The sequence below is a fragment of the Streptomyces glaucescens genome (assembly GCF_000761215.1).
Lineage (GTDB): Bacteria > Actinomycetota > Actinomycetes > Streptomycetales > Streptomycetaceae > Streptomyces > Streptomyces glaucescens_B.
Genome location: NZ_CP009438.1, coordinates 5,898,899 through 5,925,315, shown reverse-complemented (window position 1 = coordinate 5,925,315; position 26,417 = coordinate 5,898,899). Strand labels below are relative to the sequence as shown.

Genomic DNA, 26,417 nt, shown 5'->3' with positions numbered 1-26,417 from the left:
TGGGGCGGTTCGGCCGGCGCCGCCGCCCTCGGCTCCCCTCACCCCTCGTCGGGCGTCAGCCGCAGTGAGACCGAGTTGATGCAGTACCGCTGGTCCGTGGGCGTCGGGTACCCCTCGCCCTCGAAGACGTGCCCGAGGTGCGAGCCGCACCGGGCGCACCGCACCTCGGTGCGCACCATGCCGTGCGAGTGGTCCTCCAGGAGTTCGACCGCGTCGGTGTCCTTGGGGTCGTAGAAGGACGGCCAGCCGCAGTGGGAGTCGAACTTGGTGTCCGAGGTGAACAGCTCCGCGCCGCAGGCCCGGCAGGAGTAGACGCCCTTGGTCTTGGTGTCCGTGTACTCACCGGTGAACGCGGGCTCGGTCGCGGCCTGGCGCAGCACGGCGTACTCGGCCGGGCTCAGCTCCGCCCGCCACTGCTCGTCCGGCTTCTCGACGTCGTACGACATGTGTCTCAGCCCCTCACTTCGACTGGCTCGACAGACGGTCCAGGATGCGCGGGCCGAGGTCGGTGACGTCGCCCGCGCCCATCGTGAGAACGAGATCGCCGGGGCGGGCCATTCCCGCGATCACCTCCGGCACGTCGGCCTTGTCCGGCACGGCCGTCACCTCGGCGCCCGCCGCGCGGGCCGCGTCGATGATCAGCTCGCTGGTGACGCCGGGGATCGGGTCCTCGCGCGCCGGGTAGATGTCGAGGACCGCGGAGGCGTCGGCGAGCGCCAGCGACCGGCCCATCTCCTCGCCCAGCTCCTGGGTGCGGGAGAACAGGTGGGGCTGGAAGACGACGAGGATGCGGGCGTCGCCGGCCGCCGCCCGCATGGCCTCCAGGTCCGCGGTCATCTCGGTCGGGTGGTGGGCGTAGGAGTCGATCACCTGCACCCCGGCCGCCTCGCCCTTCAGCTGCAGGCGCCGCTTGACGCCGGTGTACGCGGCCAGCGCCGGGGCCAGCTCCGCCGCCGGGACGCCGAGCGCCGCGCCCGCCGCGAGGGCGGCGACCGCGTTGTGGGCGTAGTGGCGGCCGGGGACGGAGACCGTGAAGGTGAGCGGCGCGCCGTCCAGCTCGACGGTCACCTCGCTCTTCAGGCCCTGCGGGACGACGGAGAGCACGCGCACGTCGGCGTCCCGCGACTCGCCGTACGTCACCGTGCGCACCCTGCCCGCGAGGCGGCGGGTCAGCTCGCGCGCCCCCTCGTGGTCCGCGGAGATCACCAGGGTGCCGCCGGGCACGATCCGGCCGGCGAAGGTCTCGAAGGACTCGTAGATCTCGTCCATCGAGGCGTAGTTGGCGTGGTGGTCCAGCTCCACGTTGAGGACGATGGCGACCTCGGGCGCGTACTTGTGGAAGCTGCGGTCGCTCTCGTCCGCCTCGGCGACGAAGATCTCGCCGTCGCCGTGCAGCGCGTTGGAGCCGGGCGCGTCCAGGTCGCCGCCGATGGCGTACGACGGGTTCAGGCCCAGCTCGGAGAGGGAGACCGCGAGCATCGACGTGGTGGTGGTCTTGCCGTGCGTGCCGGCGACCGCGAGCGGGCGCAGGCCGTCCATCAGCGCGGCGAGGGCGTCGGAGCGGTGCACCACCGGGATGCCCAGCTCGGCCGCGCGGGACAGCTCCGGGTTGTCGGCGCGGATCGCCGACGACACGACCACGCAGCTCGCGTCGTCGGCCAGGTGCTCGACGGCGTGCCCGATGTGCACCGTCGCGCCCAGCGCGCGCAGCGCCTCGGCCGTCGCGGACTCCTTGGCGTCGCTGCCCGCGACCTTGGCGCCGCGCTGCGTGAGGATCTTGGCGATGCCCGACATTCCGGCTCCGCCGATGCCGATGAAGTGCGGTCGGTCCATGGCGGTTGGAAGGCCGGGTGCCATGCGTTGTTCTCCCCAGTTGTGCGGTACGTCGGTGGGCGCGCCCGCGGCGGTCCGCCGGGGGCGCGCCGCCCAAGCCTATGCCTTGCTGTGGGAGAACAGTTTGAGCACCGGCACGCCCACCTTGTGCCGGGCCCGCGACGCCCAGTCCCGGTGGAAGAACTCCTCCACGTAGTGCGGGTCGGTCAGGACGATCACCTCGTCCGCGCCGACCTCCGCGACCAGGGACTTCAGGGAGTCCAGGGGGTGGTCCTCGATGAGCCGCCCGTCGGCGGCGCTGCCCGCGGCGCGCAGGGCCGCCAGGGACACCTCCAGGGCCCGTTCGCCCTCGCTCCTGGCCTCCTCGCCCTCCGGGGTCTCACCCTCGCGCACGGCCTCCTCCACCGCGCCGATGGCGAGGTCGTCGATGGCCCGCAGCAGGCGGTCGGCCTGCTCGCCGCGCGGCTGCAGCAGGACGTGGAAGCGGACCGGCTCGTCCCCGTGCAGGGTCGTGACGAACTCCACGTCGGCGGACGTAAGGGCTTTCTCGATCATCAATACGCTTGTGAACACCAGGCGCCCCTTCTGCTTCGAGGGCCCTCGTCGCCCTCAGTCCTCCGTGGACCGTGCCAGGCCCTGCGGAAACCATCCTGCCCCGTGATCGCACGGGTACTGCGAGTCCTAGTGTGCCCAGCGCGAGCCAAGCGGAGCGACACGTTCCACTTGAGCCGGACGACTGAGCCCATCGCGCTCACGACCGGCGGTAGCGGGAGAAGAGGAACCCCGCCTCCTCCAGCAGTGACACCAGGGCGTACTGCTGCGGCACGGCCACCCCCGGGCCGCCCGCGATCCGCTGGGCGTCGCCCGCGGTGAGCATCGGCGAGACGGTCAGGCACAGCTCGTCCAGCACCCCGGCCGCCACGAGCTGCCCCAGCAGGCGCGGACCGCCCTCGGTGAGCAGCCGGGTGTGCCCCAGTTCGGCGAGCGCCCGCACCGCGCGGGCGGGCTCCACGCCCATCCCGTCACCGGCGACCACCACCCGGGCGCCGGCCTTCTCGGCCGCGGCGATCCGGTCGGGGGCGGCCGAGGCGCCGGTCAGCACCAGGGTGGGCACCAGCGGCGAGGTGAACAGCGGAAGCGAGAAGTCCAGCTCCAGACCGGCGGAGACCACGGCGATGGCGGGGGCCGGGCCCTGCCCGGCCGCCTCGCGCAGCTCCGCGAAGTCCGCGCGGGCCTTGGCCGGCCGGTACCCCTCCTGGCGGACCGTTTCAGCACCGACCACCACCACATCGGCCAGCGCGCGCAGCGTGCCGAAGATCCGCATGTCGGCCGCGCTGGAGATGGGCTGGGACCGCCCGTCGTGCTGTGCGGCCCCGTCCAGGGTGGACACCATGTTGGCCCGCAGCCAGGCCGCCGGCTCCCCCGGCCCCGGCTCGGGATAGGCATAGGCCTCCGCCAGCTCGGCAAGGCTCCACTCACGGTCGTCGGCCTCGGCGGCCACAGGGAACAGGCGTCGCATGCGGTGCAGTGTTCCACGCCAGAGCGATACGGAACGTGTCCGGGCGAGCCACCCGGCGCCCGGCGGGCCGGGCGAACCGCCCCACGCCGGGAAGACCGCCCGCCGGCCGAGCCGCGCCCGCACGATCACCGCAGACGGTGCCCGGGTGGGCGCCCCGAGACACCCCGTAGCATGGATGACCGTGTCCAGCACCCCCGCCCCCGCCGACCGCCCGCCGATAGCCGACCCGGCGGCGCCCCTCTCCCTGTGCGCCCGCGAACCCCACGTCCCCGCGGAGCGCCTCGTCGCGGAGATGGTCCCTCCGCCCCGGTTCGACGCGGTCCGTTTCGGCACGTACATCCCGGACCCCAACCAGCCCAGCCAGACCGAGGCCGTCGGCGTCCTGGAGTCCTTCGCGGCAGGCCTCGGCGGCGCGCACGCCAGCGGGAAGGGCACGGTCCGGCGCGGCTTCCTCGGCTTCGGCAGGGCGAAGGCCCCGAAGGCCCCGGCCGGCCCCCGGGGCGTGTACCTCGACGGCGGCTACGGCGTGGGCAAGACCCACCTGCTGGCCTCCCTCTGGCACGCCACCCCCGCCGAGCCCGCCCTGAAGGCCTTCGGCACGTTCGTGGAGCTGACGAACCTCGTCGGCGCCCTCGGTTTCCAGCAGACGGTGCGGACGCTGTCCGGACACCGCCTGCTGTGCATCGACGAGTTCGAGCTGGACGACCCGGGCGACACGGTCCTGGTGTCGACGCTGCTGGGCAAGCTGGTCGAGGCGGGTGTCGCGCTCGCCGCGACGTCCAACACCCTGCCGGGCAAGCTGGGCGAGGGCCGTTTCGCGGCGGCCGACTTCCTGCGCGAGATCCAGGGTCTGTCCGCGCACTTCCGCACCTTGCGCATCGACGGCGAGGACTACCGCCACCGCGGTCTGCCGGAGGCCCCGGCCCTGTTCTCCGACGAGCAGGTGACGAAGACGGCGCACGCCACCGAGGGCGCCTCCCTGGACGACTTCCCGCGGCTGCTGGACCATCTGGCCCGCGTGCACCCGAGCCGCTACGGCGCGCTCACGGACGGGCTGAAGGCGGTCTGCCTCACCGGGGTCCGGCCGGTGCCCGACCAGTCGACCGCCCTGCGGCTCGTCGTCCTGGCGGACCGGCTCTACGACCGCGAGGTCCCGGTGCTCGCCTCCGGACTGCCGTTCGACCGGCTGTTCAGCGAGGAGATGCTGGAGGGCGGATACCGGAAGAAGTACTTCCGGGCGATCTCCCGCCTGACCGCGCTGGCCCGTGACGCCAAGCGCCTGGTGACACCGGGAGAAGCCCCGTAGGCCTGCCGGGGCACTATGTCATGATCAAGATCAGCTTCCGGCCAAACACCCCCCACTTTTAGGGCTCTCTCCCGCTGGAAACATCGCGTTAACCCTGCAAACGACTTTGCAGGGTTAACGTGTTTCTTGACCAACCGTTGACCAACTGTTGGTCCGGACTAGAGGCGTGAACTCGGCGGAAGGGAACGTATGTTCCGAGCTGCGACGGCACGGACCGCACTGCGGTACTTCGCCGCCGTGCTGCTCATCCTTTACTTCCTTGCCGTTTCCCCATCGTTCGCACACGCGTACACGGATCACCCCGTCACCGGTGGCACCCCGACCGGGACGACCCCCTACGCCACGGCGCCGGCGGCCCAGCCGCCCGCTCCGCACGCCGGTCCGTCCTGCGGGGACCCGACCGGTCCCCCGCCCCACGGCGAACGTCACCGCACCACCGGGTCCACGCCCGGGACGGCCGGACGGCCGCTCCCGCCCCGGGACCCGCAACCAGGCGCCGGACTCGACACGCCCGCGCCCAGCGTCGTGCGCGACCACGCGTCGAGACCCTCCAGATCCCACCCTCCGGCCGCACTCCAGGTGTTCCGCTGCTGATCCGGCAGAGCGACCCCCCACACACCTCTGTCATGTACACCCGACGCGCCCCCGCGGCGCGCCAGGAGGAGTCACCACACCATGCAGCCCCTCATCGACAACGCCCGCACGTTCGGACAGCGCCCTGAGGAGTTCGCCGACCTCGCGGCAGGCCAGTCCCCCGAGGTCCTGTTCATCACCTGTTCCGACTCCCGGGTCGTCCCGGCCCTGATCACGGGCGCCCGTCCCGGCCAGCTGTTCGAGCTGCGCACCGCGGGCAACATCGTGCCCCCGTACGCCTCCGGCACCCCCACCGGCGAGGCGGCCACCATCGAGTACGCCGTGGAGGTCCTCGGCGTCCAGGACATCGTGGTCTGCGGGCACTCCCACTGCGGTGCCGTCGGCGCGCTGGTGCGCGGCGACGACCTCGCCACCGTGCCCGCCGTGCGGAACTGGCTGGCGCACGCCGCCGGCGAGCCGAGGGCCACCGACCCGGCGGACCCCGAGGTCGCCGAGGCGGTGCAGCACCACGTGCTGTCCCAGCTGCTGCGGCTGCGGTCCTACCCGTGCGTGGAGCGGCGGCTGGCGGACGGCCGGCTCCGGCTGCGCGGCTGGTACTACGAGGTGCACACCGGCCGGGTCCGCGAACACCGCGCGGACAGCGACGCGTTCGAGGCGCTGTGAGTCCCGCCATGACCAAGAACCCGTATCTCAGGCAGGACTTCGCCGCCTCCCTCGTCGTCTTCCTGGTCGCGCTGCCGCTGTGCGTCGGCGTGGCCGTCGCCTCCGGCGTGCCCGCCGAACTCGGTCTGATCACCGGCATCGTCGGCGGCATCGTCACCGGCCTGCTGCCCGGCAGCAGCCTCCAGGTGTCCGGCCCCGCGGCCGGGCTGACCGTGCTGGTCTTCGAGGCGGTGCGGGAGTTCGGGCTGCCCGCGCTCGGCGTGATCGTGCTCGTGGCCGGACTGCTCCAGCTCGTGATGGGCGCTCTGAGGCTGGGGCGCTACTTCCGGGCGATCTCCCTCTCGGTCGTCGAGGGCATGCTGGCCGGTATCGGCCTGGTCATCATCGCCGGGCAGCTCTACGCGGCGGCGGGGCTGGAAGCGCCGGCCTCCGGTGTCGACAAGATCCTCGGGCTGCCCGGAGCCGCCGTCGACGCCTTCGGCAGCACCGACGCGCTGGCCTCGCTGGCGGTCGGCGCGGGCACCGTCGCGGTGCTGGTCGGCTGGAAGAAGCTGCCGGGCAGGGCGGCCAGGACGGTGCCCGGCGCGCTCGCCGCGGTGCTCCTGGCGACCGTCGCCTCCCTGGCGCTCGGCCTTCCGGTGGCGACGGTCGAGGTGAACGGCCTGCTGGACTCCGTCCAGCCGCCCGGCCTCGACGCCTTCGGCGAGCTGGCGAGCCCGGCGCTGCTCGGCACCGTCCTGGCCTTCACGCTCATCGCGTCCGCCGAGTCCCTGTTCAGCGCGGCGGCCGTGGACCGGCTGCACGACGGTCCGCGCACCCAGTACGACAAGGAGCTGATGGCTCAGGGCGCGGGCAACACGGTGTGCGGCGCGCTGGGCGCGCTGCCGATGACCGCGGTGATCGTGCGCAGCTCGGCGAACGTGGCGGCGGGCGCGAGGACCAAGGCGTCCCGGGTGCTGCACGGCGTCTGGCTGCTGCTGTTCGCGGCGCTGCTGCCGTCCGCGCTGGCCCTGATACCGCTGCCCGCGCTGGCCGGTGTCCTGGTCCACGCGGGCTGGAAGCTGATCCCCTTCCGCCAGCTCGCCGCGCTGTGGCGGGGGCACCGGGGCGAGGCGCTGATCCTCGTGGTCACCGCGGTGTCGATCGTGGCGGTGAACATGTTCGAGGGCGTTCTCGTCGGTATCGCCCTGTCGGTCGTCAAGACCGCCTGGGAGGCCTCGCACGTCAGGCTGGAGGTCGTCGACAAGGGCGCCGGCCCGGTCCAGGCGTGCCTGTCGGGCAACGCGACGTTCCTGCGGCTGCCGAAGATCCTCGGCAGTCTGGAGTCGCTGCCCCAGGACCGCCCGGTGGAGCTCGACCTGTCGGGTCTGCACCACCTCGACCACGCCTGCCGTACGGCGCTGGAAAGCTGGGCCGAGCGGCACAGTCACAGCGGCATCGAACCGGTGAAGCTGACCATGGCCGCCTGAGCGCCCGGCCGCCGGCTCGCCCGGCCGCCGTCCCACCCGCTCACCCGGCCGCCGGCTCGCCCGGCCTCCGGTCCGGGGCCCGCCATGGCCCTGGACCGGGGGTCGGGCATATCGTGGCACCATCGGACATCCCGGGCCTCTGGACGAGGGGGTCGCCATGATGGAGGAGCTGCTGGGGGCGGCTGCGGCGGTCGGCTGCGCGGGCGTGGTGTACGTCGCGGCGGCGGCGCGGATCGTGAAGCAGTACGAACGCGGGGTGGTCTTCCGGCTGGGCCGGCTCCTGGACGGGGTGCGCGGCCCGGGCTTCACCCTGATCGTTCCGTTCGTCGACCGGCTGCACAAGGTCAATCTGCAGATCGTCACGATGCCCGTACCGGCCCAGGAGGGCATCACCCGCGACAACGTGACCGTGCGGGTCGACGCGGTGGTGTACTTCAAGGTCGTCGACGCGCCGAGCGCGCTGATCAAGGTCGAGGACTACAAGTTCGCCGTGTCGCAGATGGCGCAGACCTCGCTGCGCTCGATCATCGGCAAGAGCGACCTCGACGACCTGCTCTCCAACCGCGAGAAGCTCAATCAGGGCCTGGAGCTGATGATCGACAGCCCTGCCGTCGGCTGGGGCGTCCAGGTCGACCGGGTGGAGATCAAGGACGTGTCGCTGCCGGAGACCATGAAGCGCTCGATGGCCCGGCAGGCCGAGGCGGACCGTGAGCGGCGGGCCCGGATCATCAACGCCGACGCGGAGCTGCAGGCGTCGAAGAAGCTGGCCGAGGCCGCCCACCAGATGGCCGACGCGCCCTCGGCGCTCCAGCTGCGGCTGCTCCAGACGGTGATGGCGGTGGCGGCGGAGAAGAACTCCACGCTGGTGCTGCCCATCCCGGTGGAGCTGCTGCGCTTCCTGGAGCGGGGCCGGGACCAGGAGGCGGACGGCAGCGGGGAGACCGGTGCGGAACGGGCACCGGAGCGGACCACCGCGCAGCTCACCGAGCGGACCGGCGCACAGCCCGGTGAACGGACGCCCGCCGAACGGACCACCGGCCGGGCCGCGCGACCGACCCCGGAACCGGCCCCTCCGCCGGCGGTGGGCCTATGAAGGTGCTCCGCGTGTTGTTCCCGTGACGCACGGTAGATGGTAGACACAGCGGATCGACTGTCCTGTCCGCCAGCAGGAAGGTTCATCCATGTCTGTGTCCCGCCGTCAGGCCCTCGCCCGCACCGGCGCCCTCGCCGTGGGCATCGCGTTCACCGGAGCCGTCTCCGAGCTGTTCGCGGGCACGGCCGCCGCCCAGCACATGGGCCACACCGGCTACGGCCCGCTCGTCCCCGACCCCGACGGCCTGCTCGACCTGCCGGAGGGCTTCCGCTACAAGGTGCTGTCCCGCGAGGGCGACCCGCTGCGCTCCGGCGAGGGCAGGGTGCCCTCCCACCACGACGGCATGGCCGCGCTGCCCGGCCGCGGCGGCCGGGTCCACCTGGTCCGCAACCACGAGAACCGCGCGACGGCCCGCCTCGGGGTCCCCACGGTCGACGGCCTGACGTACGACCCGGCGGGCAAGGGCGGCTGTACGGCCCTCACCCTGGACGCCCGCGGCAACGTCCTCTCCGAGCGGGTCGCCGTCGCCGGCACGGCCGTCAACTGCTCGGGCGGACCGACCCCCTGGGGCACCTGGCTGACCTGCGAGGAGACCGAGGACCGGGCGGGCACCAACGGCTACGCCAAGGACCACGGGTTCATCTTCGAGGTGGACCCGGCCGACCCGCGCCGCACCGGGGCGGTTCCGCTGACCGCGATGGGCCGCTTCCAGCACGAGGCGGTCGCCGTCGACCCGAGGAACGGCATCGTCTACGAGACCGAGGACGCCTTCGTCCAGCCCTTCGGCCTGTTCTACCGCTTCCTGCCGAACAAGCCGCTCGGCGGCACCGGCGCGCTGCGCGCGGGCGGACGCCTCCAGGCGATGCGGGTGCCGGGCGTGCCCGACCTGTCGGCCGTCCAGGAACCGGGCGCCTGCTTCGACGGTGTCGAGTGGGTGGACGTCCCCGACCCGCTGGCCGAGCAGACCTCGGTCCGCCTCCAGGACTACGGCCGGAAGGGCGTCACCCGCGCGCAGAAGCTGGAGGGCTGCTACTGGGGCGGGCGCAGCGTGTACTTCGTGTCGTCGTACGCCCGCAGCGAGGAGGGGTCGGCCGCCGACCACTTCGGGCAGATCTGGCGCTACACCCCGGACCGGCGGCACCTCACCCTGGTCGTCGTCTTCGGCCCGGACACCGATGTCCGGCTGCCCGGCGAGTCCCCGGACAACATCTGCCTCGCGCCCAGCGGTGGCCTCATGGTCTGCGAGGACGGCAACGGGGCGCAGCACGTCTTCGGCGTCACCCGCAAGGGGGAGGTGTACGAGATGGCGCGCAACCGCCAGAACATCGGCACCGAGGAGGAGCCGGAGTGGGGGGAGTTCGCGGGCGTCGCCTTCTCCCCCGACGGCCGGACGATGTACGTCAACTGCTACACGCCCGGCACGACGTTCGCCGTGACGGGGCCCTGGCGCGGGTAGCGTCCGGTCCCGGCGGTCCGGCCGGGTGACTTCCGGCGGTCGCTGAGCGCACGGACGGCGGCGCGGGTCCGGTTCGCCCGCTTCACCCCTTTACGTTCATACGATGATCCTTCTCGTACGACGTATCGCCGCCGTCTGTGCGCTCGGTGCCGCACTCGCCGCGTGCGGCCCCGGGAACCCCCGTGCCGGCTCCCGGGCCACCCCGCCCGCCCCCGCCGGCCCCGCACCGACCCGGCCGCCCACACTGGCGCCCGGTCCCGGCGGACTGACCCCGGTCTTCCACCACGGCCCCCGGTCGCAGGCCGACAGGACCGTCGCGCTCACCTTCGACGCCGACATGACCGCCGACCAGGGGCCGAGAGCGGCGGCCGGCGAACGGTTCGACCACCCCGAGCTGATCACCACGCTGCGCACGCTGAAGGTGCCGGCCACCGTCTTCATGACCGGCCGCTGGGCCGAGGAGTACCCGGCCGAGGCCCGCTCCATCGGCCGCGACCCCCTGTTCGAGGTCGCCAACCACTCCTACAGCCACTACGCCTTCACCGACGACTGCTACGGCCTGCCGACCGTCGCCGAGGAGCGGATGCGGGCGGACGTGACACGGGCGTACGCCGCCTTCCGCGCGGCCGGCGTGCCCGAGGCCAAGCCGTACTTCCGCTTCCCCGGCGGCTGCTACGACCGCCGCGCCCTGCGCGCGCTCAGCGGCACCGGCGTCACCGCCGTGCAGTGGGACGTGGTCGGCGGCGACGCCTTCGCGACGGACGCCGGCGCCGTCTCCCGGCAGGTGCTCCGCGGCGTGCGGCCCGGCTCGGTGGTCGTCCTGCACTGCACGCGCAGCGCGGCGCCGGCGACCGAGCGGGCGATCCGCACGATCGTGCCCGAGCTGCGCCGCCGGGGCTACCGCTTCGTGAAGGTGTCGGAGCTGATCGGGTCCGCACCGCGCTGACCGCTCTACGCTGGGGGTATGAGCGAGGCCGAGGTCAACGACTACTGCCTGATCGACGCGACCAGGCCCCCCAGGGCGGACGGACCGCCGTACGCGGAGTGCGTGCTGTGCCGGGAGCCGACGGAGTACCCCGAGTCGTACAAGGGGATCACCCTCTGCCCGGTCTGCGAGTGGCAGGAGGCACAGCGCACCTCCTGCTCAGGCTGACCGCCGGGAGGCGAGCGCGCAGGCCACGGCGGCCGCCGCCGCCGCGAGCAGCGCCGCCCCGGCCGGCGGCAGCAGCGGGAACGGGACGGCGCCCGAGCGTGAGCCGGTGACCAGGCCGGTGACCGCCGCGTTCGCCGGGGAACCGGTCAGCACCAGCGCCAGCAGGACCCCCAGCAGCAGCGCGGGCACCGCCCGGCCGGTCGAGCGCAGCACCGGCCGGGCGGTGAGCGCGCCGACGGCGGTGCCGACCGCGGCGCAGACCAGCGCGGCGAGCAGCCCCGCGGCCGCGGCCGACGGCCGGTCCACCCGCGTCCGCCCGTCGGCGCTCGCCGGGTCGCTGATCAACGTCACCACGAGGGCCGCCAGGACGCCGAGGGCCGCCGCGGCGGCGAGCGCCACCAGCAGGCACGCCAAATGCGCCCGCGCCGGCCCGGCCGCGGCCGCGGCGCAGGCCCGCGCCGGGGCGGGTTCGCCTTCGGCGCAGACGCGGGTGAGCCAGGCGGCGACGGGCAGCAGCGCGGCGGCCGCGTAGCCGAGCGAGTCCAGCACCGGCTGCCCGCCCCGCACGCTCACCGCCAGCAGGGCGGCGTGGAGGACGAACGGCGGCAGCCACCGCTGCGAGCGGAACAACAGCGCGGCCTGGTAGCGGAGCAGGGCGGTCATCGAGGACTTTCCGGGTCGGCGGGGGGGCGCACCGAGACGACGTGCCAGGGCGGGGCCGCCGTCAGCAGCGCGCGCAGCACGACGTCGGAACGGGTGGCGGGGACGGAGAGCCGGTGCCGGCCCGGGGCCGTCTCGGCGGCCGAGGCGGCCAGCCGCAGGACGCCGGCGGGCAGCGCCGCGCCGGGCGGTCCCTGCACCTCGACGGTGGCCCGCGGGCCGGGCGCCGGGGCCGGCTGTCCGGTACGGCGGTGCAGGGCGCCGTCGCGGACGACGTGGACGGCGACGGGCGCACCGGCCAGCCGCCGCGGATCGTGGTCGACGAAGACGACGGCGCCCCCGTCCGCCGTCCGCTCGGCGACCGCCCGTTCCAGCTCGGCGCGGGCCGCGGCGTCCAGGCCGGTCCACGCCTCGTCCAGCACGAGCAGCTCCGGATCGGCGAGCAGCGCCTGCGCGACGGCCACCTTCTGGCTGCTGCCCTTCGACAGCCGCCGCATGGGTGTGCGGGCGTGCGCGGCGGCGCCGAAACGCTCCAGCCAGACGTCGGCGGCGCGGGCGGCCCGTGCGCGGGACAGGCCGTGCACGGCGCCCAGGTGCCGGAGGTAGCCGGCCGGGGTGAACGGCAGGGCCCCCGGGAAGCGCTCGGGGACGTAGGCGGTGCGCGGCCGGCCGGTGACCCGGCCCTCGGTGGGCGCGTCCAGGCCCGCGAGCAGGCGCAGGAGGGTCGACTTGCCGGTGCCGTTGGCGCCCTCCACGCGGATCAGGGCACCGGGCGGCACGGACAGGCCGACTCCCCGCAGCACCCAGGGTCCGCGCGCCCCGTAGCGGCGGCCCACCCCCTCAAGTCGCCGTTCCCGCCCCACCGCGCGCCTCTTCCGCCGATCTCCCGCCTGGCAGACTGAAGGACGTGACACAGGATGCCTCCGTTCCCGACCCGGCCGTTCCCGGCCCCGCCCCTTCCGCGGGCAGCCCCTTCCGGTCCGCCCGCTCCGGCCGCGACGAGGCTCCGCAGTTCGTGCTGCCCCTGGTCGTACGGATCGAACGGGCCGCGCCCCCGGCCCGCACCGACGCACTGGAGACGGCGGCCCGCGCGGTGCTGGTGATGCTGTCCGACGAGCGGTCGCAGGGGGACGGCGAATGGGCCCGGGCCGTCCGGGACTGGGAGGACGCCCGGATCCGCAAGGTGGTGCGGCGGGCACGCGGCGCCGAGTGGCGCCGGGCTCGGGAGCTGCCCGGGATCACGGTCACCGGCAAGGCGGCGGAGGTGCGGGTGTTCCCGCCGGTGCCGCTGGACGGCTGGCCGAGGGAACTGGCGAGGCTCCAGGTGTCCGGGACCGAACTCGACGACCCCGAGCCGCCGGCCGCGGAAGATCCGGGCGCGCCGGTGCTGTGGCTGAACCCCGGCGTGGAGATGTCCGCGGGGAAGGCCATGGCGCAGGCCGGGCACGGCGCTCAACTGGCCTGGTGGGAGCTGTCCGGCGAGGAGCGCGCGGCCTGGCGCGACGCCGGTTTCCCGCTCGCCGTACGCACCGCCGGACCCGCGCGCTGGCAGCGACTGCTGGCCGGCGGACTGCCGGTGGTGCGCGACGCGGGCTTCACGGAGATCGCCCCCGGGCCGACGGTCGTGGCCGAGGGTGGCAGCCACGTGTGCCCCCTGCGGCCCGGACACCGGCCGTAGGACCGGGGCGGGCGGGCGGCGGCCCGGTCGCGCACCGGGCAGGTGCGCCCGGGCGACCGGGTGCGGGCGCTGCCGTCACCCCGTCCGGGGCACCGCCGCGTCAGACCGCGTGACAGCGGCGCGGCGCACCGCGGTGCCGGCCGGGTGCGCGGGGCCGGGCGTGCCCGTTCATCGGGGACTCCGGGCAGGCCGCGGGCGGGCCGTCGCGCGGTGCGTACCGCACCGGTACGGCTGCCTGCAGCCTGCCAGGGCCCGTGGTGACGGCGGGATCCGCACCGTCAGATGCGCCCGCCGGTCCACCGGGTGATCGGCCCCTGCCCGCTGCGCTCGACGAGGCGGCCGGCCACGAAGGACGCGGTGGCGAGGGCCGTCACCCCCGTCGCGGCCCCGGCGGCGATCAGCTTGCGGTTCTTGACGACCGCCCAGGCCGTCGTGGCGACCGAGGCCACCTGGCCCGCGGCCGAGACCACGGTGTCCCGGGTGCTCGCGAGCGCCGTGCCCGCGGTGTTGAGCGCCCGGTTGCCGCCGGCGGACGCCGACCGGGCCGCCCGCGAGGCGGCGTTGCCGGACGACGCGGCCTTCTCCCCCGCCTTCGACGCGGCCGTCTTCGCCGTACGGGCGGCGCGTTCCGTCTTGCTCTCCTGCTCCTGTGTGTTGGCCATGGGATGCGGCTTACCGCATCCGCCGCGGGCAAACGCGACGCCCGGCGCCGCCCGCCGCGGGGCCGGGGTCGCGCGTCCCCGGCGTCCTTCCGCGGCGCGGGGGTAGACGGGCGGAAAGGAGGCAAGTCGCTCTCCCCGCACCGCATTCACGGAGGTGTCATGCCCGGCATACTGAACCGTCTCAAGGAGTACAGCCGCAGCCCTCAGGGGCGACGGGCCATCGCGTCGGCCCGGCGCGCCGCGTCGGACCCCCGCACCCGGGCGCAGGCCCGCACGCTCCTCGGCAGGCTGCGCCGCCGGTGAACGCCCTCCCGCACCGCTCGCGGGAGGCGATCCGGCCGCGGGATGCGCGAGGAGCGGTCCGGCCGCGGGAGGTGACGCGCGGCCGGTGGCGGGCCGCCGCCCCGTTTTCGTCCGGGGCGGCGGCCCGCGCCGTGTCCGCCCCCGCCCGCCCCCGCGGGTCGCCGGGGGCGGGTGGCGGCCGGCGCATATCCGGCGCCGCCCCGGGCATCCGGGCCCGTGCCGGCATCGCACACCGCCGGGCGGGTCGACGACAGGAGGGCAGCGCCATGGCGACCGGACCGTCCGCGATACGCGGCTGGATGAGAACGCGCCGTCACCCGGCGCGCGGCACCGGGGCCGCCCGGGCGCGCCGCGCGGCGAACGGCCCGGTCGTCGGCACCGGCGCCCGCTGGGGTCTGGCGGCACGCGGCGCGCTGTACCTGCTGATCGGTGTGCTGGCGCTGCGCATCGCCACCGGGAGCGGCGGTTCCAGGGAGGCGGACAGCAGCGGCGCCGTGCAGGAACTGGTCCGCCGGCCGTTCGGTGAGGCACTGGTGTGGGCGATCGGCATCGGCCTGGTCGGCATGGCGGTGTGGCGGCTGTCCGAGGCCCTGTTCGGGGCGTCCGGACCGGGCGGCCACAAGGCGTCCAAGCGGGCTCTGAACGCCGGGCGCTGCGTCTTCTACGGGTTCGCGGCGTTCTCCGTGCTGACGTTCGTGACCTCCTCCGAGAACAGCGAGGGCAGCGACGCGACGTCGCGGGACCTCACCGCGCGCGCCCTCGAACTGCCGCTCGGCCGCTGGCTGGTGGGTCTCGCGGGACTCGTCGTGCTGGGGATCGGCGTGGGGATCGGGGTGCGCGCGGCCCGGCGCACGTTCCACAAGCACCTGGAGAGGGCGCGGATGTCCCGGCGGGCCCGGCGGGTCGTGGACGTCCTGGGGGTCACCGGCGGAGTGGCGCGCGGTCTGGTCTACGCGGCGGCCGGCGTCTTCGTGGTGACCGCCGCTTGGGACTACGACGCCGGGAAGGCCAAGGGCCTGGACGGTACCCTGCGGGCTCTCGCGGGCACCCCGGCGGGGCCCTGGCTGCTGGCTGCGGTGGCGCTCGGCCTGGCCGTCTTCGGTCTGTTCTCCGTGGCGCTGGCCCGCTACCGCCGGGTGTGAGGCGAAACCTCAAATGTTGCTCTGAAGGTGCGCGCGCCGGGGTTCGGCCGGTGACCGCGGGGCCATACCCCCTGCACACCGTACGGAGCACCTGGAGGTGGGGGGCGTGGAGCGACTCGGGACGGGGATCGGGTGGCGGCCGGAGATCGCGGACGCGGTCGAGGCGATGCCGGGCGTCGACTGGGTGGAGGTCGTCGCCGAGAACGTGTGCCCCGGCCACCTGCCGGACTCGCTGCGGCGGCTGCGCGAGCGCGGGGTGACCGTCGTGCCGCACGGTGTCTCCCTGGGCCTCGGCGGGGCGGACCGGCCGGACCCGGCCCGGCTCACGGCGCTGGCCGAGCGCGCCGGGGCGCTGGGTTCGCCGCTGGTCACCGAGCACATCGCGTTCGTCCGCGCGGGCGGGCCGCTGACCGCCTCGCCGTCTCTGGAGGCGGGTCACCTGCTGCCGGTGCCGCGCACCCGGGACGCGCTGGACGTGCTGTGCGAGAACGTGCGGATCGCGCAGGACGCGCTGCCGGTGCCGCTGGCGGTGGAGAACATCGCGGCGCTGATCTCCTGGCCGGGCGAGGAGATGACGGAGGGCCAGTTCCTGTACGAGCTGGCGGACCGCACGGGCGTACGGCTGCTGATCGACGTGGCGAACCTGTACACCAACCACGTCAACCGCGGCGAGGACCCGGCCGAGGCGCTCGCCGAGCTGCCCCTGGAGGCCATCGCGTACGTCCATGTCGCGGGCGGTTTCGAGCGGGACGGCGTCTGGCACGACAGCCACGCCCACCCCGTTCCGCGTCCGGTCCTCGGCATCCTGGCCGACCTCGCCTCACGGGTCCGGCCGCCGGGCGTGCTGCTGGAGCGGGACGAGAACTTCCCCGGGCCGGCGGAGCTGGAGGGTGAGCTGACGGCGATCCGGGAGGCACTGCGGGAGGGCCGGGCGCGGGCGGCCTCGGCCCCGGTGCCGGAGGATGCGGGGTCCTCGTCCCGCGAGCCCGCCCGGCCCGGAACCGGGGCGGTCGCGGACCCGGTGCCCGGTACGGCCGGTCCCGCCCGTGAGCGGCTCGGTCTCGCTCAGACCGCCCTGCTGTCCGCGCTCGTCGCGGGGACGCCCGCGCCGGAGGGGTTCGACCGGGCGCGGCTCGCCGTGCAGGCGCGGGCGCTGGCCGGGAAGCGGGCGGGGATCGTGGCGAAGGTGGCGCCGGAGCTGCCGGGCCTGCTCGGGGACGCGTACCGGCCCGAGTTCCTGGCGTACGCCCACGGCCGTCCGATGACCGGCGGCTACCGGCGCGACGCCCTGGAGTTCGCCGAGCACCTGCTGCGCTCGGGCCGGCTGGAGGCCCGGGTGCGGCGGGAGGTGCGGACGTGGTGGCGGGAGCGGTCGGGACCTGTGCCGTACTCGTCGCGTCCGGCCGTCCGGCTGGCCCGGGGCGCCCGCCGGGTGCTGCTCGGCCGCTGACCGGCGCGGACGCCGCGGACCGCGGCGCGGCGCGGGCGGCTCTGGCGGTCCCCGGCCACCGTCGTCGTCGGCCGTGGCGGCGGTGGCGGTGCTATGTGCCGCACCCCGGCGTCCGTGACGCGGGGTCAGTCGCGGCCGGGCTCCGGAGGGCCGGCGGTGATGACCAGTGCCGCCTGGTCGTCCTCCATGTCGACCCCGTCGACGAAGCCGCGGACGTCCTCCGCGATGGTCCGGACGATGTCCGCCGCACTCGACCCGCGCGGCGCCGCGGCCAGGGCCTTGGCCAGGCGTACGTCGCCGTACTGTTCGGTGTCGTCGGCCCGGCACTCGGTGAGGCCGTCGGTGTAGAGGAGCAGGCTCGCGCCCGGACCGAGGGTGAGCCGGCGGGCGGCGAGTCTGGGCGGGATGCCTATGCCGAGCAGCCCGCCGGACGCGTCGACCGCGTCGACCCTGTGGTCGGCGTCCCGCAGCAGGGGGAGCGTGTGGCCGGCCCGGACGAGGTGCACGGCGAGTCCGTCCCCTGTCGGCGCGAGGTGACCGTAGACGAGGGTGACGAAGCCGTTGTTCTGCTGGCTGTAGCGCTCGTTCAGGGCCTTGTCGACGGCCTTGACGACGTCGACGGGGTCGTCCAGGAGGGAGGCCACGGCGCGAGCGGTGTGGCGGACCAGCGCGGTGGTGGTCGCCGCCCGGGCGCCGCGCCCGCAGACGTCGCCGAGGATGAAGGCCCAGCTGCCGTCGCCGCGGGCGAAGACGTCGTAGAAGTCGCCGCCGATCTCCAGCCCCTCACCGGCCGGGTGGTAGAAGGCGGCGAGCTGGGCGCCGGGGATGTCGGGCAGGTCGGGCAGGAGGAGACCGGTCTGCAGATCGCGGGCGAGGGCCGCGCGCTGCTCGTACTGGCGTGCGTTGCGGGCGGCCGAGGCGGCCCGGCGGGCCAGTTCCTCCGCCAGGGCGATCCGGTGGCCGTCGAAGGAGTGCCCGTCGGTGGACAGCAGGGTCAGCGCGCCGAAGGCCCGGCCGCGGTCCAGGAGGGGAATGCACACGTAGCCGGTGACGCCGAGCTCGCGCCAGGGGCCGGGCCCCGTCGGGGTGCGGCGGGCCACTTCGGTCAGACCCGACGCCAGGACCCGCAGGACGGCGTCGTCCTGCGCGTCGCGGGCGGGGGCGTGCCGGGCGAGCAGGTCGCGGGCCTCCTCGGTGGGGGCGCTCGCCGCGACCCGGCGCACCCGCCCGGCCTCCACGACGTCCACGGCGGCCAGCGGCGCCAGCACCGGGCTGCACAGTGCGGCGAGGCGCTCCAGCGTCTGCCGTTCGTCCAGCCGTCCGGCCAGGGCGGTGCTGGCGGCCAGCAGGAAGGCGAGGTCGTCCCGGGCCGCCTTCTCCCGCGCGTCGGCGGCCAGCCGGGCCTGCTCCGCGTGGTGACGCTCGATGGCGAGGGCCGCGGTGTCGGCGAAGACCCGGGCCAGCGCCAGGTCGGATTCCTGTGGCACGCGCGGCGTGCGGTGATACATCGCGAAGGTGCCGAGGAGGTCGCCGTCCCGGGCGAGGATCGGCGTGGACCAGCAGGCGGCGAGTCCCGCCTGCCCGGCCAGGTCGCGGAAGTCCTTCCACAGCGGATCGGTGGCGATGTCGCTGACGATCACGGTGCGGCGCCGGTGGGCGGCGGTGCCGCAGGAACCGGCTCCCTCGCCGGTGGCGATGCCGTCGATGGCCTCGTTGTAGAAGTCCGGCAGGCTCGGGGCCGCGCCGTGGCGCAGGTGCCGGCCGTCCGGGTCGGCCAGCAGGACCGAGACGATCACCTCGGGGGCCAGTTCCTCGATCGACCTGCACATGCCGTCCAGGACCTCGCGCAGCGGCGCCTGGCGGGCGATCTGCTCCAGCAGCGCGCGCTGTTCCGCGGCCAGCCGCCGGGCGTGCTTGGCCTGCGTGGTCTCCACGCCGATCACCCGTACGCCCATAACGTTGCCGCCGGCGTCGCGGCGCGCCTCGTAGGTGAAGTCGAAGTAGGCCTCACGGGCGTCACCGCCGACGCCGACGACGACGCGGGCGTCCCGGCCGACGTGCCGCTCCCCCGACCGGTACACCTGGTCCAGCAGGTCGATGAAGCCCTGGGCGGCCAGCTCGGGCATCAGCTCGGCCAGGGGCACACCGGTACGGACCCGCCGGCCGCCGCCGATGGCCGCGAAGAAGGCCGGGTTCGCCGCCTCCAGCACGTGCGCGGGCCCCACCAGGGAGGCGAACAGGGCGGTCGACGTCCCGAACAGCAGCGCCAGGTCCCTGTCGTCGCTGCTCGTCGCCTCGGTCCGGCGGGCCTCACGCGTCAGCCGCCGCTCGGGCTCAGTCGTCATGTCGCCCCCTCGCCGAACCACCTGCCGCGAATGTCTGGAAGGCCATCATCTCGCACGGCACCGGGCAAGGCCGCATACGGGTCGTACGCGCGAAGAAGCCCGGGTACAGCCTGCCCGGGGAGAGCGGGGGCATGACTGCCCGCTCACTCCAGCGTCACGTGCAGGCGCAGCACCAGGCCGGACGACGGTGTGCGGACCTCCACCAGGTCGCAGAGCTGGTGCATCATCCAGATGCCCCGGCCGCCGGCCGCGGACAGCGGATCGGGGCGGCGCCGGCCGACGAGGGGATCCGTGAGCCGCCCGCGGTCCCGCGCCTCGGCGACGACCGTGCCGGCCGTGCGCCACAGCCGCAGGGTGCCCTGTCCCCCGCCGTGGCGGACCGAGTTGCTGGTGGCCTCGTTGACGGCCAGCAGCCAGTCGGTGCGCCGGCGCGGTGACAGGCCCGCCTGCTCGGCCCAGTGCCCGACGGCGTCGCGTACGGCGCCGAGGTCCCCCTCCCGGAAGTCCAGGACGACCGGGTCCGCCGGTTCGGGCAGGGGTGCGTCGCAGTCGCGGCACACCGTGTGCGGGTCCGCGTAGCGCGGGCTGGGCCGGAGGTCACCGGGGCCGCCGATCACGGGATGCGTCCGGTGCGCCTCGGCCAGGACCCGGTCGGGCAGGGCGGTGTCGTACGGGCACAGGATCGCGGCGGGCCGCCCGGCGAACGCCAGGTTGATCAACGCCTCGTGGCGGGTCGCCTCGCGTGTCTCCGCGGGGGTGCGCCCCACCCAGATCGGCTCGCCGACGATGGCCGGGTGCCGGTCCGCGTGCCGGTCGGCGAACTCCTGGAGCATCGACAGGATGCGGCCCGGGTTGCGGCCGGCCTGCCGCATGTCGACCCAGGTGCACTCCTGCGTCTCGGCGCCCACGGCGTCGCGCAGCGACGTCAGGCGTTCACCGGGCACGGCCACCAGGACGGGGCGGCCACGGGCCGCGGCCGTGCGGACGAAGGCCCCGACACCCTTCAGGTAGTCGTCCTCCGAGCTGTAGAAGAGGGCAGGGTGGTGGAAGGCCGACTGGCCCTCCGCGGAGGCGGAGGAGCGGTGGGCGTACATGGTCACCGGCCGGCCACCTCCAGGCCCTCACCCAGTTCCGGGAAGAGCTCCAGCATGCGGTGCAGGGCGGGCGGGGCCCCCAGCAGGCGCACGGGGGAGAACGAGGGCCGGCGTCGTGCCGCGGTCGACATCTCGGCGAGCGCCGCGACGTCGAGGTGGCCGAGGACCGACAGGTCGACGGTGACGGGCCCTGCCGGGGACGCGGCGATCGCGGCGGCCGCCGAGGCGGTGGCGCGGCGGGTCTCGTAGCCGGCCGCTCCGGCGAGCCGGAAGCCGGGCGGGGCCGCCAGGGGCGCGACCGACAGTCCCGGCGCGTCGTCGTGTGCGGTGGCTCCCGAGCGCGTCAGATGCGCCTGCGTCAGCGACCGGAAGTCCTCCTGGGGCACCAGGCGCCGGTCGTAGAAGCACCACGCCGTCAGGGGCAGCCGTTCGAACACCTCGTGGTGGATGCGCAGCTCGTACTCCAGCAGGCGCTCGGCGCCCGCCACGTCCCGCGAGCCCCAGGACATCTCACCGATCGCCCGCAGCGCGCGGAAGCCCCCGGCGGCCGCGGCGTCCACGGCCTCCTGCCACAGCCCGATCATCGCGTCCGGGTCGAAGCGGGCTCCGGACAGATACGTCTCGTCGGCGGTGGCCACCACGAGTTGTCCGCGCCGCACAGCGGACTCGGCGTCCACGCCGTGCTCGGCCAGCGTGCGCGTCACGAGGCCGGGGTCGGTGGCGTCCGCGAAGTACTGCACCTGTTCGTCGCCGTCGAGGCCCGCCCGCACGAAGGCGACGAGGTGGTCCGCCCACTCGCCGTCGCTCGAGTACGCCACCGCCACGTGCCGGGCGGCAGCGGTACCGGAGCCGGGGGTCGGGGACGCGCCGTGCATCAGCTCCCCCTTCTCCGACCCGGCTCGGGTGACCACACGCATGTCCGACACATCCTACCGGAGGGGGCTGCCGTGGGGCCCGGGCCGTCCGGGGCCGGTTCCGTGCGGGGAGCGGCGGGCGCCGGGGTCGGGGCGGTGGCGTCAGCCGGCCGTTGCGCCGCCCCCGCCGACACGGTCGGGAGTGCCGTCGGCGTGCTGCGCGGCCAGCGCGTCGGCGACCGTGGTGTGGACGGGCATCAGCTGGGAGATGCCGGTCATGGTGACCATCCGGACGAGGCGGTCCGGGACGTCGGCCAGGCGGAGCGAGCCGTCGGCCGCCTGCGTCGCCTGGAGCACCCTGATGAGGGTGCTGAGACCGGTGGAATCGACGAAGTCGACCTCGGCCAGGTCCAGGACGAGATGCGGGACACCTTCTGCCACGACGGCCAGGGCCTGCTCCCGGAGGGTGGAGGCCGTGTGCAGGTCCACGTCCCCGGCGACGCTGACGACGGCCGTACGGTCACCGGCGTACCGGACGGTCAGCTGGAGGGTGTCAGTCACGTTGGTCATCACTCCCGGCCTGGAGGCTTGGACACCACAGGATTGTATGCAGGGGGCCGTGGGCCCGCAGAGCCCGCCGTCCGCCCGGTCACTGTCTCGGCGCGTCCTTCGGGCCGAGGCCGCGGACCCTGGCCAGGGAGGCGAGGCCGGAGACGGTGAGGACGGGCTCCAGCAGGGGCGTGACGATCAGTTCGAGCCGGTCGGCGTGGGCGAAGAGCACGCTCAGACCGGCGCTGTCGAGGTACTCCACCGCGGTCAGGTCCAGGACCAGGGGGCCGGAACCGCCGTCCAGTGCCTCCGCCAGGATGCCGGCGTTGCTCATGTCGATCTCACCGCTGACCGCGAGGCGGGGCGTGCCGTCCGGGCGCAGGCCGGGGGTGAGGGTGAGCGGGGTGGTCATCAGGCGATCCTCATCTGCATGTCGACGGTCGTGCCGGACGGGCCGGGAGTGATGGTGACCTGCTGCATCATGGCCCGCATGAGGGCCACGCCACGGCCTCGGTGGGTGTTGAGCTCGGGCTGGGGCGTCTTCCAGCGGCCGCTGTCGGCGACCGTCAGGCGGAGGTTGTCGACGAGGGCCTCGGCGCGCAGCCGGACGGCCTCCCCCGGGGCGTTCCGGTGGCCGTGCTCGATGGCGTTGGCACACGCCTCCCCGGCCGCCACGAGGACGTTCTGCACCGTGTTCGGCGGCAGGTCGCACTGGTCGAGCCAGCTGCGCAGCGCCTTGCGCACCGGCGCGAGCTGGGACGACTCGGCCGGGAAGGACATTTCCAGCGGTGCCGGATGACGGTAGAGCAGCAGCGCCACGTCGTCGTCGTACCCGCCGGCCGGCGCGAGCCTCGCCATGACGTCGTTGGCGAGATCGTCGACGGGCTCGTTGCGGCCCTCCTGGACGGCTTCGCTCGCCTGGTCGATGCCGGCGCTGAGGGGGCGCCGGCGGCGTTCGACGAGTCCGTCGGTGTACAGCAGCAGCGTGGCCCGCGCGCCCAGGGTGCAGTGGGCCTCCGGGCGCTCCCGGCCCGGCCGTACGGCCAGCGGCAGGGAACGTCCCTCGTCCAGCAGCCGGGTCGTGCCGTCGGGGTGCGCGGTGATGCCCGGCGGGTGTCCGGCGCTGGAGTAGGTGAGCTGCCCGGTGCCGGGGTCGAGGACGCCGCAGAAGACGGTGGTGCACGCGGCGCCCGGGACACTGGCGGCGAACTGGTCGAGGGCCATCAGCGCCCGGGAGGGGCTGGGGTCCTGCAGCAGCAGCGCGCGGCAGGCACTGCGCAGCTGCCCCATCACACTGGCCGCCTCCAGTCCCCGCCCGACGCAGTCGCCGACGACGATTCCGATCCGCCCGTCGGGCAGGACGACCGTGTCGTACCAGTCGCCGCCCACCTCCAGCGGGCGGGTGGCCGGTTCGTAGCGCACGGCGAAGCCGTCGGGGAGCTGGGCCGGGCCGAGGATGGCGCGCTGCAGCGCGATCGCGGTCTCCCGCTGCTGGTCGATCTGGTGCGCCCGGACCAGGCCCTGCGCGAGGTGTCCGGCCAGCAGCGACAGCAGGAGCTGGTCCTCGGAGGTGAAGGGCCGCTGCTCGCCGAGGTCCACCCACAGCGCCAGCGGGCCCTCGGGGTGCTCCAGCAGGATCCCGGCGCCGGTCTCCGACGCGACCGGGGTGAGGGCCGACCGCTGCCTGAGTGCCGTCAGCGCCTCCCGGCGCCCGGGGGGCAGGTCCTCCCACCGCAGGCCGGTCTCGGTGGCGGTGAGGGCCGGTGTGTCGGTGCGGTCGAAGACGGCGGCCACGACGCTCCGGGCGCGCCACACGTTCTTCAGTTCGGCGAGGGCGCCGGACAGCGCCTCGGGCAGGCTGACGGCGCGGGAGAGGGTCGTGCTCAGCGCGGCCAGGGCCATCTCGCGCTGGACGGCGTAGTGCTCGGCGGTGACGTCGCGGAAGGTGCCGACGGTGACCCGGCGGCCGGTCTCGGGGTCCTGGGCCTTGTTGAAGGTGACGGCGACCCACAGCCGGTGCCCGTCGCGGTGGGTGACGGGCACGGTGTACGAGCCCTGGTCACGCTGGAGCAGATCCTCGAAGGCGTCCCCGACCAGGCGGTGCGCCTCGGGATCGGCGCCGCCGTCCGGCCACCACGGGTGGACCGGCGCGTACGGCAGGTCCTCGGGGCCGTAGCCGAGGATGTCGGTGAAGGCGGCGTTGATCTCCACGACGGCTCCGGACTCGTCGCAGACGAAGAACGCCTCCTGGAGGGAGTCGATGAGCGCGGTACGCCACCGCAGGTGGTGGCTGCGCAGCCGGGCCAGCTCGACGTTCGCCCGCACGCGGGCGAGGAACTCGGCGGCGGCGAACGGCTTGACCAGGTAGTCGTCGGCGCCCGCCTGCAGCCCCTCGATCGACGCCTCCTGTCCGGCCCTCGCCGACAGCAGCAGCACGGGGACCGAGGCCGTACGCGTGTCGCCGCGCAGCCTCGCCAGGAGCTCCAGCCCGTCGAGCCGGGGCATCATGACGTCGCTGACGACGAGGTCGGGGGCGTCGCGGCGGATGGCCTGGAGGGCTTCGACGCCGTCGGTGACGGCGGTGACCTCGTACCCGGTCATGGACAGGATGCGGGTCAGGTACTCCCGCATGTCGGCGTTGTCGTCGGCGACCAGTACCCGGGCGGGGGCGGCGGGCCCGGAACCGGACGCGGTGACGTTCGCCTCGGCGGGGACGACCGAGTCGGCGGCGGTGCCGGTGTCGCCGTCCGGCAGCCACCGCAGGGCTTCCTGCACATAGGGGTCGGCGGTCGCGGAGGTCGTGGTGCCGCCCGTCTCGGCCACCACGGAGCCGGGGGCCAGGTGTGCGGTGCCGAAGGGCATCCGGATGGTGAAGGCGGTGCCCTCTCCCTCGGTGCTCTCGGCCGTGATCGTGCCGCCGTGCAGCGCGACCAGCTCCTGCACCAGGGCCAGTCCGATGCCGCTGCCCTCGTTCGAGCGGGAGCGGGCGTTCTCGATGCGGTGGAACCGCTCGAACAGCCGGGGCACCTCCGCCTCCGGCACGCCGATGCCGCTGTCGGCGACGGTGACCACGGCGTGCGTCCGCTCACCGCGCACGCTCAGCCGCACGGCGCCGTCGAAGGTGAACTTCAGCGCGTTGCTGAGGAGGTTCAGGATCACCTTCTCCCACATGCCGCGGTCGACGTGGACCGGCTGGCCGAGGGGCGGGCAGTCCACCTCGAAGGCGAGCCCGGCCTTCTCCATGGCGGAGCGGAAGACGCTGGCCAGTTCCGCGGTCACGGCGGCCAGGTCGACCGGCTCGTAGCGGGCCTGCATGCGCCCCGCCTCGATGCGGGAGAAGTCCAGCAGCGTGTTGACGAGCTTGCCCAGCCGCAGACCGTTGCGGTGGATGAGGTCGAGTTCCTGCCGTATGTGGTCGTCGGCGTCGGCGAGCCGCGCCCGCAGTTCCTCGGCCGGACCCATGATCAGGGTCAGCGGCGTCCGGAACTCGTGACTGATGTTGGAGAAGAAGGCGGTCTTGGCGCGGTCCAGCTCGGCCAGTTCCTCCGCGCGCCGCTGCTGCGCCTCGTAGCTGCGGGCGCTGCCGATGCCCGAGGCGACGTGTCCGGCGGTCAGCTCGATGAAGCCCCGGTACGCCTCGTCGAGGACGCGGTACCGGTTCAGGGCCGCCACGAGGAACCCGTACGGCGCGCTGCCCTGCTGGAGCAGCGGGACGACCAGTGCCTGCGTGGGCGGTTCGGGCCAGTCACCGCACGGCAGGGCGCCGAAGGCGTCGCCTTCGAGCGGCACGAGTGCCGCCTCGCCCGCGGCCAGGGCCGCGACGGGCCACACGCCGTCCGGGGCGCCGACCGGGAGGGCGGCCGGTGCGGCGGGGTGACCGGCGGGAATGCCGGTCGCGCCGGCCAGCCGGGCGGTGTCCCCGTCGAACAGGTAGGTCAGGGTGAAGGGGAGGTCCTGCCGGTTGCCGGCCAGCTGCCGGTCGGCGAAGGCCAGCACCTCCTGTTCGGTGCGGATCACCGTCGGGTCGGAACCGAGGTCCCGCAGTGTGGCCATCCGCCGCTCGCCGATCACACGTTCGGTTTCCTCGGTGACCACGCAGAGCATCCCGACCACGTCACCGGAGTCGTCCCGCAGTGGGCTGTAGGAGAAGGTGTGGTACGTCTCCTCGGTGTAGCCGGAGCGCTCCAGGAACAGCAGCAGCCCCTCGTCCCAGGTGGCCTCGCCGGTGCTGAGCACGGTTTCGATGCGCGGGCCGATGTCGGCCCAGATCTCCGCCCACACCTCGCTCGCGGGCCGGCCCAGCGCCCACGGGTACTTGCGGCCGAGCGTGTCGCGCCGGTAGGCGGCGTTGCAGAAGAAGGTCAGCTGCTCGCCCCAGGCCATCCACATGGGGAAGCGGGAGGACAACAGGATGCTGACGGCCGTCCGCAGACTCTGCGGCCACCCCTGCGGGGGGCCGAGAGGTGTGGCCGCCCAGTCCACCCCGGCGAGGTCGCCGCCGACCTCGCGGTCCGCGGCGAACACGTCGTCTGCCGTCGGCGGCCTGTGTCCAACCTCCTCGGCACGCGTCACGCCACACCCTTCCCCTCATACC

At 74.6% G+C, this 26,417-nt stretch carries 24 protein-coding genes; 11 read left to right on the top strand and 13 right to left on the bottom strand.

All coding sequences use genetic code 11. The features are described 5' to 3' along the window. Window positions 1-38: 38 nt before the first annotated feature. From msrB to SGLAU_RS25610, 4 genes are all read right to left on the bottom strand, one after another. Window positions 39-446, bottom strand: a complete 408-nt coding sequence (msrB, locus tag SGLAU_RS25625) for a peptide-methionine (R)-S-oxide reductase MsrB (RefSeq protein WP_043504839.1) — start codon at window positions 444-446, stop codon at window positions 39-41. 13 nt (window positions 447-459) lie between these two features. Further along, on the bottom strand, window positions 460-1,857 hold the full coding sequence (gene murC, locus SGLAU_RS25620) for a UDP-N-acetylmuramate--L-alanine ligase (protein WP_043504837.1): 1,398 nt from the start codon (window positions 1,855-1,857) through the stop codon (window positions 460-462). A 75-nt stretch (window positions 1,858-1,932) separates the two neighbouring features. Further along, window positions 1,933-2,388, bottom strand: coding sequence for a hypothetical protein (locus SGLAU_RS25615; RefSeq protein ID WP_043504836.1), 456 nt, complete (start codon window positions 2,386-2,388; stop codon window positions 1,933-1,935). A 196-nt stretch (window positions 2,389-2,584) separates the two neighbouring features. Then, complete coding sequence (locus tag SGLAU_RS25610) at window positions 2,585-3,352, bottom strand: pyrimidine reductase family protein (RefSeq protein WP_043504835.1); 768 nt, start codon at window positions 3,350-3,352, stop codon at window positions 2,585-2,587. A gap of 181 nt (window positions 3,353-3,533) precedes the next feature. On the opposite strand from SGLAU_RS25610, the gene zapE reads away from it, so the two are divergent. From zapE to SGLAU_RS25575, 7 genes are all read left to right on the top strand, one after another. Then, the gene (gene zapE / locus SGLAU_RS25605; RefSeq protein ID WP_208868945.1) at window positions 3,534-4,658 is read left to right on the top strand and encodes a cell division protein ZapE; all 1,125 of its coding nucleotides are present in this window, start codon (window positions 3,534-3,536) and stop codon (window positions 4,656-4,658) included. 675 nt (window positions 4,659-5,333) lie between these two features. After that, window positions 5,334-5,915, top strand: a complete 582-nt coding sequence (locus tag SGLAU_RS25600) for a carbonic anhydrase (RefSeq protein WP_043504833.1) — start codon at window positions 5,334-5,336, stop codon at window positions 5,913-5,915. A gap of 8 nt (window positions 5,916-5,923) precedes the next feature. Next, window positions 5,924-7,384, top strand: a complete 1,461-nt coding sequence (locus SGLAU_RS25595; RefSeq protein WP_043504831.1) for a SulP family inorganic anion transporter — start codon at window positions 5,924-5,926, stop codon at window positions 7,382-7,384. A gap of 157 nt (window positions 7,385-7,541) precedes the next feature. Beyond that, entirely contained in the window at window positions 7,542-8,477 is a 936-nt protein-coding gene (locus SGLAU_RS25590; protein ID WP_078957895.1) for a slipin family protein, read from the top strand. Window positions 8,478-8,565: 88 nt separating this feature from the next. Beyond that, on the top strand, window positions 8,566-9,933 hold the full coding sequence (locus SGLAU_RS25585; RefSeq protein ID WP_043504830.1) for a PhoX family protein: 1,368 nt from the start codon (window positions 8,566-8,568) through the stop codon (window positions 9,931-9,933). Between the two features lie 103 nt (window positions 9,934-10,036). Next, complete coding sequence (locus SGLAU_RS25580) at window positions 10,037-10,879, top strand: polysaccharide deacetylase family protein (protein ID WP_043504829.1); 843 nt, start codon at window positions 10,037-10,039, stop codon at window positions 10,877-10,879. Window positions 10,880-10,897: 18 nt separating this feature from the next. Beyond that, entirely contained in the window at window positions 10,898-11,086 is a 189-nt protein-coding gene (locus SGLAU_RS25575) for a hypothetical protein (protein WP_043504828.1), read from the top strand. On the opposite strand, the gene SGLAU_RS34565 is transcribed toward SGLAU_RS25575, so the two are convergent. Next, entirely contained in the window at window positions 11,078-11,749 is a 672-nt protein-coding gene (locus SGLAU_RS34565; RefSeq protein ID WP_043504826.1) for a hypothetical protein, read from the bottom strand. The genes SGLAU_RS25575 and SGLAU_RS34565 overlap by 9 nt on opposite strands. Further along, window positions 11,746-12,609, bottom strand: a complete 864-nt coding sequence (locus tag SGLAU_RS34560; RefSeq protein ID WP_043504825.1) for an ATP-binding cassette domain-containing protein — start codon at window positions 12,607-12,609, stop codon at window positions 11,746-11,748. The genes SGLAU_RS34565 and SGLAU_RS34560 overlap by 4 nt, the downstream gene beginning before the upstream one ends. Before the next feature lie 44 nt (window positions 12,610-12,653). Here SGLAU_RS34560 and SGLAU_RS25560 point away from each other — a divergent pair, with 44 nt between their 5' ends. Further along, complete coding sequence (locus SGLAU_RS25560; RefSeq protein ID WP_052413884.1) at window positions 12,654-13,424, top strand: peptidyl-tRNA hydrolase; 771 nt, start codon at window positions 12,654-12,656, stop codon at window positions 13,422-13,424. Between the two features lie 278 nt (window positions 13,425-13,702). Here the strand turns inward: SGLAU_RS25560 and SGLAU_RS25555 are convergent, their stop codons facing one another. Then, on the bottom strand, window positions 13,703-14,086 hold the full coding sequence (locus SGLAU_RS25555; RefSeq protein ID WP_043504824.1) for a hypothetical protein: 384 nt from the start codon (window positions 14,084-14,086) through the stop codon (window positions 13,703-13,705). A gap of 159 nt (window positions 14,087-14,245) precedes the next feature. On the opposite strand from SGLAU_RS25555, the gene SGLAU_RS35740 reads away from it, so the two are divergent. The 3 genes from SGLAU_RS35740 to SGLAU_RS25545 all read left to right on the top strand — a co-directional run bounded on the left by SGLAU_RS35740 (window position 14,246) and on the right by SGLAU_RS25545 (window position 16,981). Further along, window positions 14,246-14,389, top strand: coding sequence for a hypothetical protein (locus SGLAU_RS35740; RefSeq protein ID WP_167551859.1), 144 nt, complete (start codon window positions 14,246-14,248; stop codon window positions 14,387-14,389). A gap of 299 nt (window positions 14,390-14,688) precedes the next feature. Further along, window positions 14,689-15,531, top strand: coding sequence for a DUF1206 domain-containing protein (locus SGLAU_RS25550; protein WP_043507019.1), 843 nt, complete (start codon window positions 14,689-14,691; stop codon window positions 15,529-15,531). 106 nt (window positions 15,532-15,637) lie between these two features. Further along, entirely contained in the window at window positions 15,638-16,981 is a 1,344-nt protein-coding gene (locus tag SGLAU_RS25545; protein ID WP_043507018.1) for a DUF692 domain-containing protein, read from the top strand. Between the two features lie 125 nt (window positions 16,982-17,106). On the opposite strand, the gene SGLAU_RS25540 is transcribed toward SGLAU_RS25545, so the two are convergent. From SGLAU_RS25540 to SGLAU_RS25515, 6 genes are all read right to left on the bottom strand, one after another. Beyond that, window positions 17,107-19,326, bottom strand: coding sequence for a SpoIIE family protein phosphatase (locus SGLAU_RS25540; protein WP_078957894.1), 2,220 nt, complete (start codon window positions 19,324-19,326; stop codon window positions 17,107-17,109). A 143-nt stretch (window positions 19,327-19,469) separates the two neighbouring features. Further along, window positions 19,470-20,420, bottom strand: a complete 951-nt coding sequence (locus SGLAU_RS25535) for a sensor histidine kinase (protein WP_043507015.1) — start codon at window positions 20,418-20,420, stop codon at window positions 19,470-19,472. A gap of 2 nt (window positions 20,421-20,422) precedes the next feature. After that, entirely contained in the window at window positions 20,423-21,337 is a 915-nt protein-coding gene (locus SGLAU_RS25530) for an MEDS domain-containing protein (RefSeq protein ID WP_244315257.1), read from the bottom strand. A 99-nt stretch (window positions 21,338-21,436) separates the two neighbouring features. After that, window positions 21,437-21,844 carry an STAS domain-containing protein gene (locus SGLAU_RS25525; RefSeq protein ID WP_063838896.1) on the bottom strand — a complete coding sequence of 136 codons (408 nt, stop codon included), beginning with the start codon at window positions 21,842-21,844 and terminating at the stop codon, window positions 21,437-21,439. Window positions 21,845-21,923: 79 nt separating this feature from the next. After that, entirely contained in the window at window positions 21,924-22,235 is a 312-nt protein-coding gene (locus SGLAU_RS25520; RefSeq protein WP_043504822.1) for an STAS domain-containing protein, read from the bottom strand. Beyond that, window positions 22,235-26,347 (bottom strand): SpoIIE family protein phosphatase, encoded by a 4,113-nt coding sequence (locus SGLAU_RS25515; protein WP_208868944.1) that lies wholly within the window; start codon window positions 26,345-26,347, stop codon window positions 22,235-22,237. Before SGLAU_RS25515 ends, SGLAU_RS25520 begins: the two co-directional genes overlap by 1 nt. Window positions 26,348-26,417: the final 70 nt, after the last annotated feature.

Coding starts and splice junctions, on each gene's coding strand:
- murC (WP_043504837.1), bottom strand. CDS start 1,857: ATGGCACCCGGCCTTCCAACCGCCATGGACCGACCGCACTTCATCGGC.
- SGLAU_RS25610 (WP_043504835.1), bottom strand. CDS start 3,352: ATGCGACGCCTGTTCCCTGTGGCCGCCGAGGCCGACGACCGTGAGTGG.
- SGLAU_RS25595 (WP_043504831.1), top strand. CDS start 5,924: ATGACCAAGAACCCGTATCTCAGGCAGGACTTCGCCGCCTCCCTCGTC.
- SGLAU_RS25580 (WP_043504829.1), top strand. CDS start 10,037: ATGATCCTTCTCGTACGACGTATCGCCGCCGTCTGTGCGCTCGGTGCC.
- SGLAU_RS25615 (WP_043504836.1), bottom strand. CDS start 2,388: ATGATCGAGAAAGCCCTTACGTCCGCCGACGTGGAGTTCGTCACGACC.
- SGLAU_RS25520 (WP_043504822.1), bottom strand. CDS start 22,235: ATGACCACCCCGCTCACCCTCACCCCCGGCCTGCGCCCGGACGGCACG.
- SGLAU_RS25525 (WP_063838896.1), bottom strand. CDS start 21,844: ATGACCAACGTGACTGACACCCTCCAGCTGACCGTCCGGTACGCCGGT.
- SGLAU_RS25530 (WP_244315257.1), bottom strand. CDS start 21,337: ATGCGTGTGGTCACCCGAGCCGGGTCGGAGAAGGGGGAGCTGATGCAC.
- SGLAU_RS25600 (WP_043504833.1), top strand. CDS start 5,334: ATGCAGCCCCTCATCGACAACGCCCGCACGTTCGGACAGCGCCCTGAG.
- SGLAU_RS35740 (WP_167551859.1), top strand. CDS start 14,246: ATGCCCGGCATACTGAACCGTCTCAAGGAGTACAGCCGCAGCCCTCAG.
- SGLAU_RS25590 (WP_078957895.1), top strand. CDS start 7,542: ATGATGGAGGAGCTGCTGGGGGCGGCTGCGGCGGTCGGCTGCGCGGGC.
- msrB (WP_043504839.1), bottom strand. CDS start 446: ATGTCGTACGACGTCGAGAAGCCGGACGAGCAGTGGCGGGCGGAGCTG.
- SGLAU_RS25535 (WP_043507015.1), bottom strand. CDS start 20,420: ATGTACGCCCACCGCTCCTCCGCCTCCGCGGAGGGCCAGTCGGCCTTC.
- SGLAU_RS25550 (WP_043507019.1), top strand. CDS start 14,689: ATGAGAACGCGCCGTCACCCGGCGCGCGGCACCGGGGCCGCCCGGGCG.
- SGLAU_RS25585 (WP_043504830.1), top strand. CDS start 8,566: ATGTCTGTGTCCCGCCGTCAGGCCCTCGCCCGCACCGGCGCCCTCGCC.
- SGLAU_RS34565 (WP_043504826.1), bottom strand. CDS start 11,749: ATGACCGCCCTGCTCCGCTACCAGGCCGCGCTGTTGTTCCGCTCGCAG.
- SGLAU_RS25555 (WP_043504824.1), bottom strand. CDS start 14,086: ATGGCCAACACACAGGAGCAGGAGAGCAAGACGGAACGCGCCGCCCGT.
- SGLAU_RS25540 (WP_078957894.1), bottom strand. CDS start 19,326: ATGACGACTGAGCCCGAGCGGCGGCTGACGCGTGAGGCCCGCCGGACC.
- SGLAU_RS25575 (WP_043504828.1), top strand. CDS start 10,898: ATGAGCGAGGCCGAGGTCAACGACTACTGCCTGATCGACGCGACCAGG.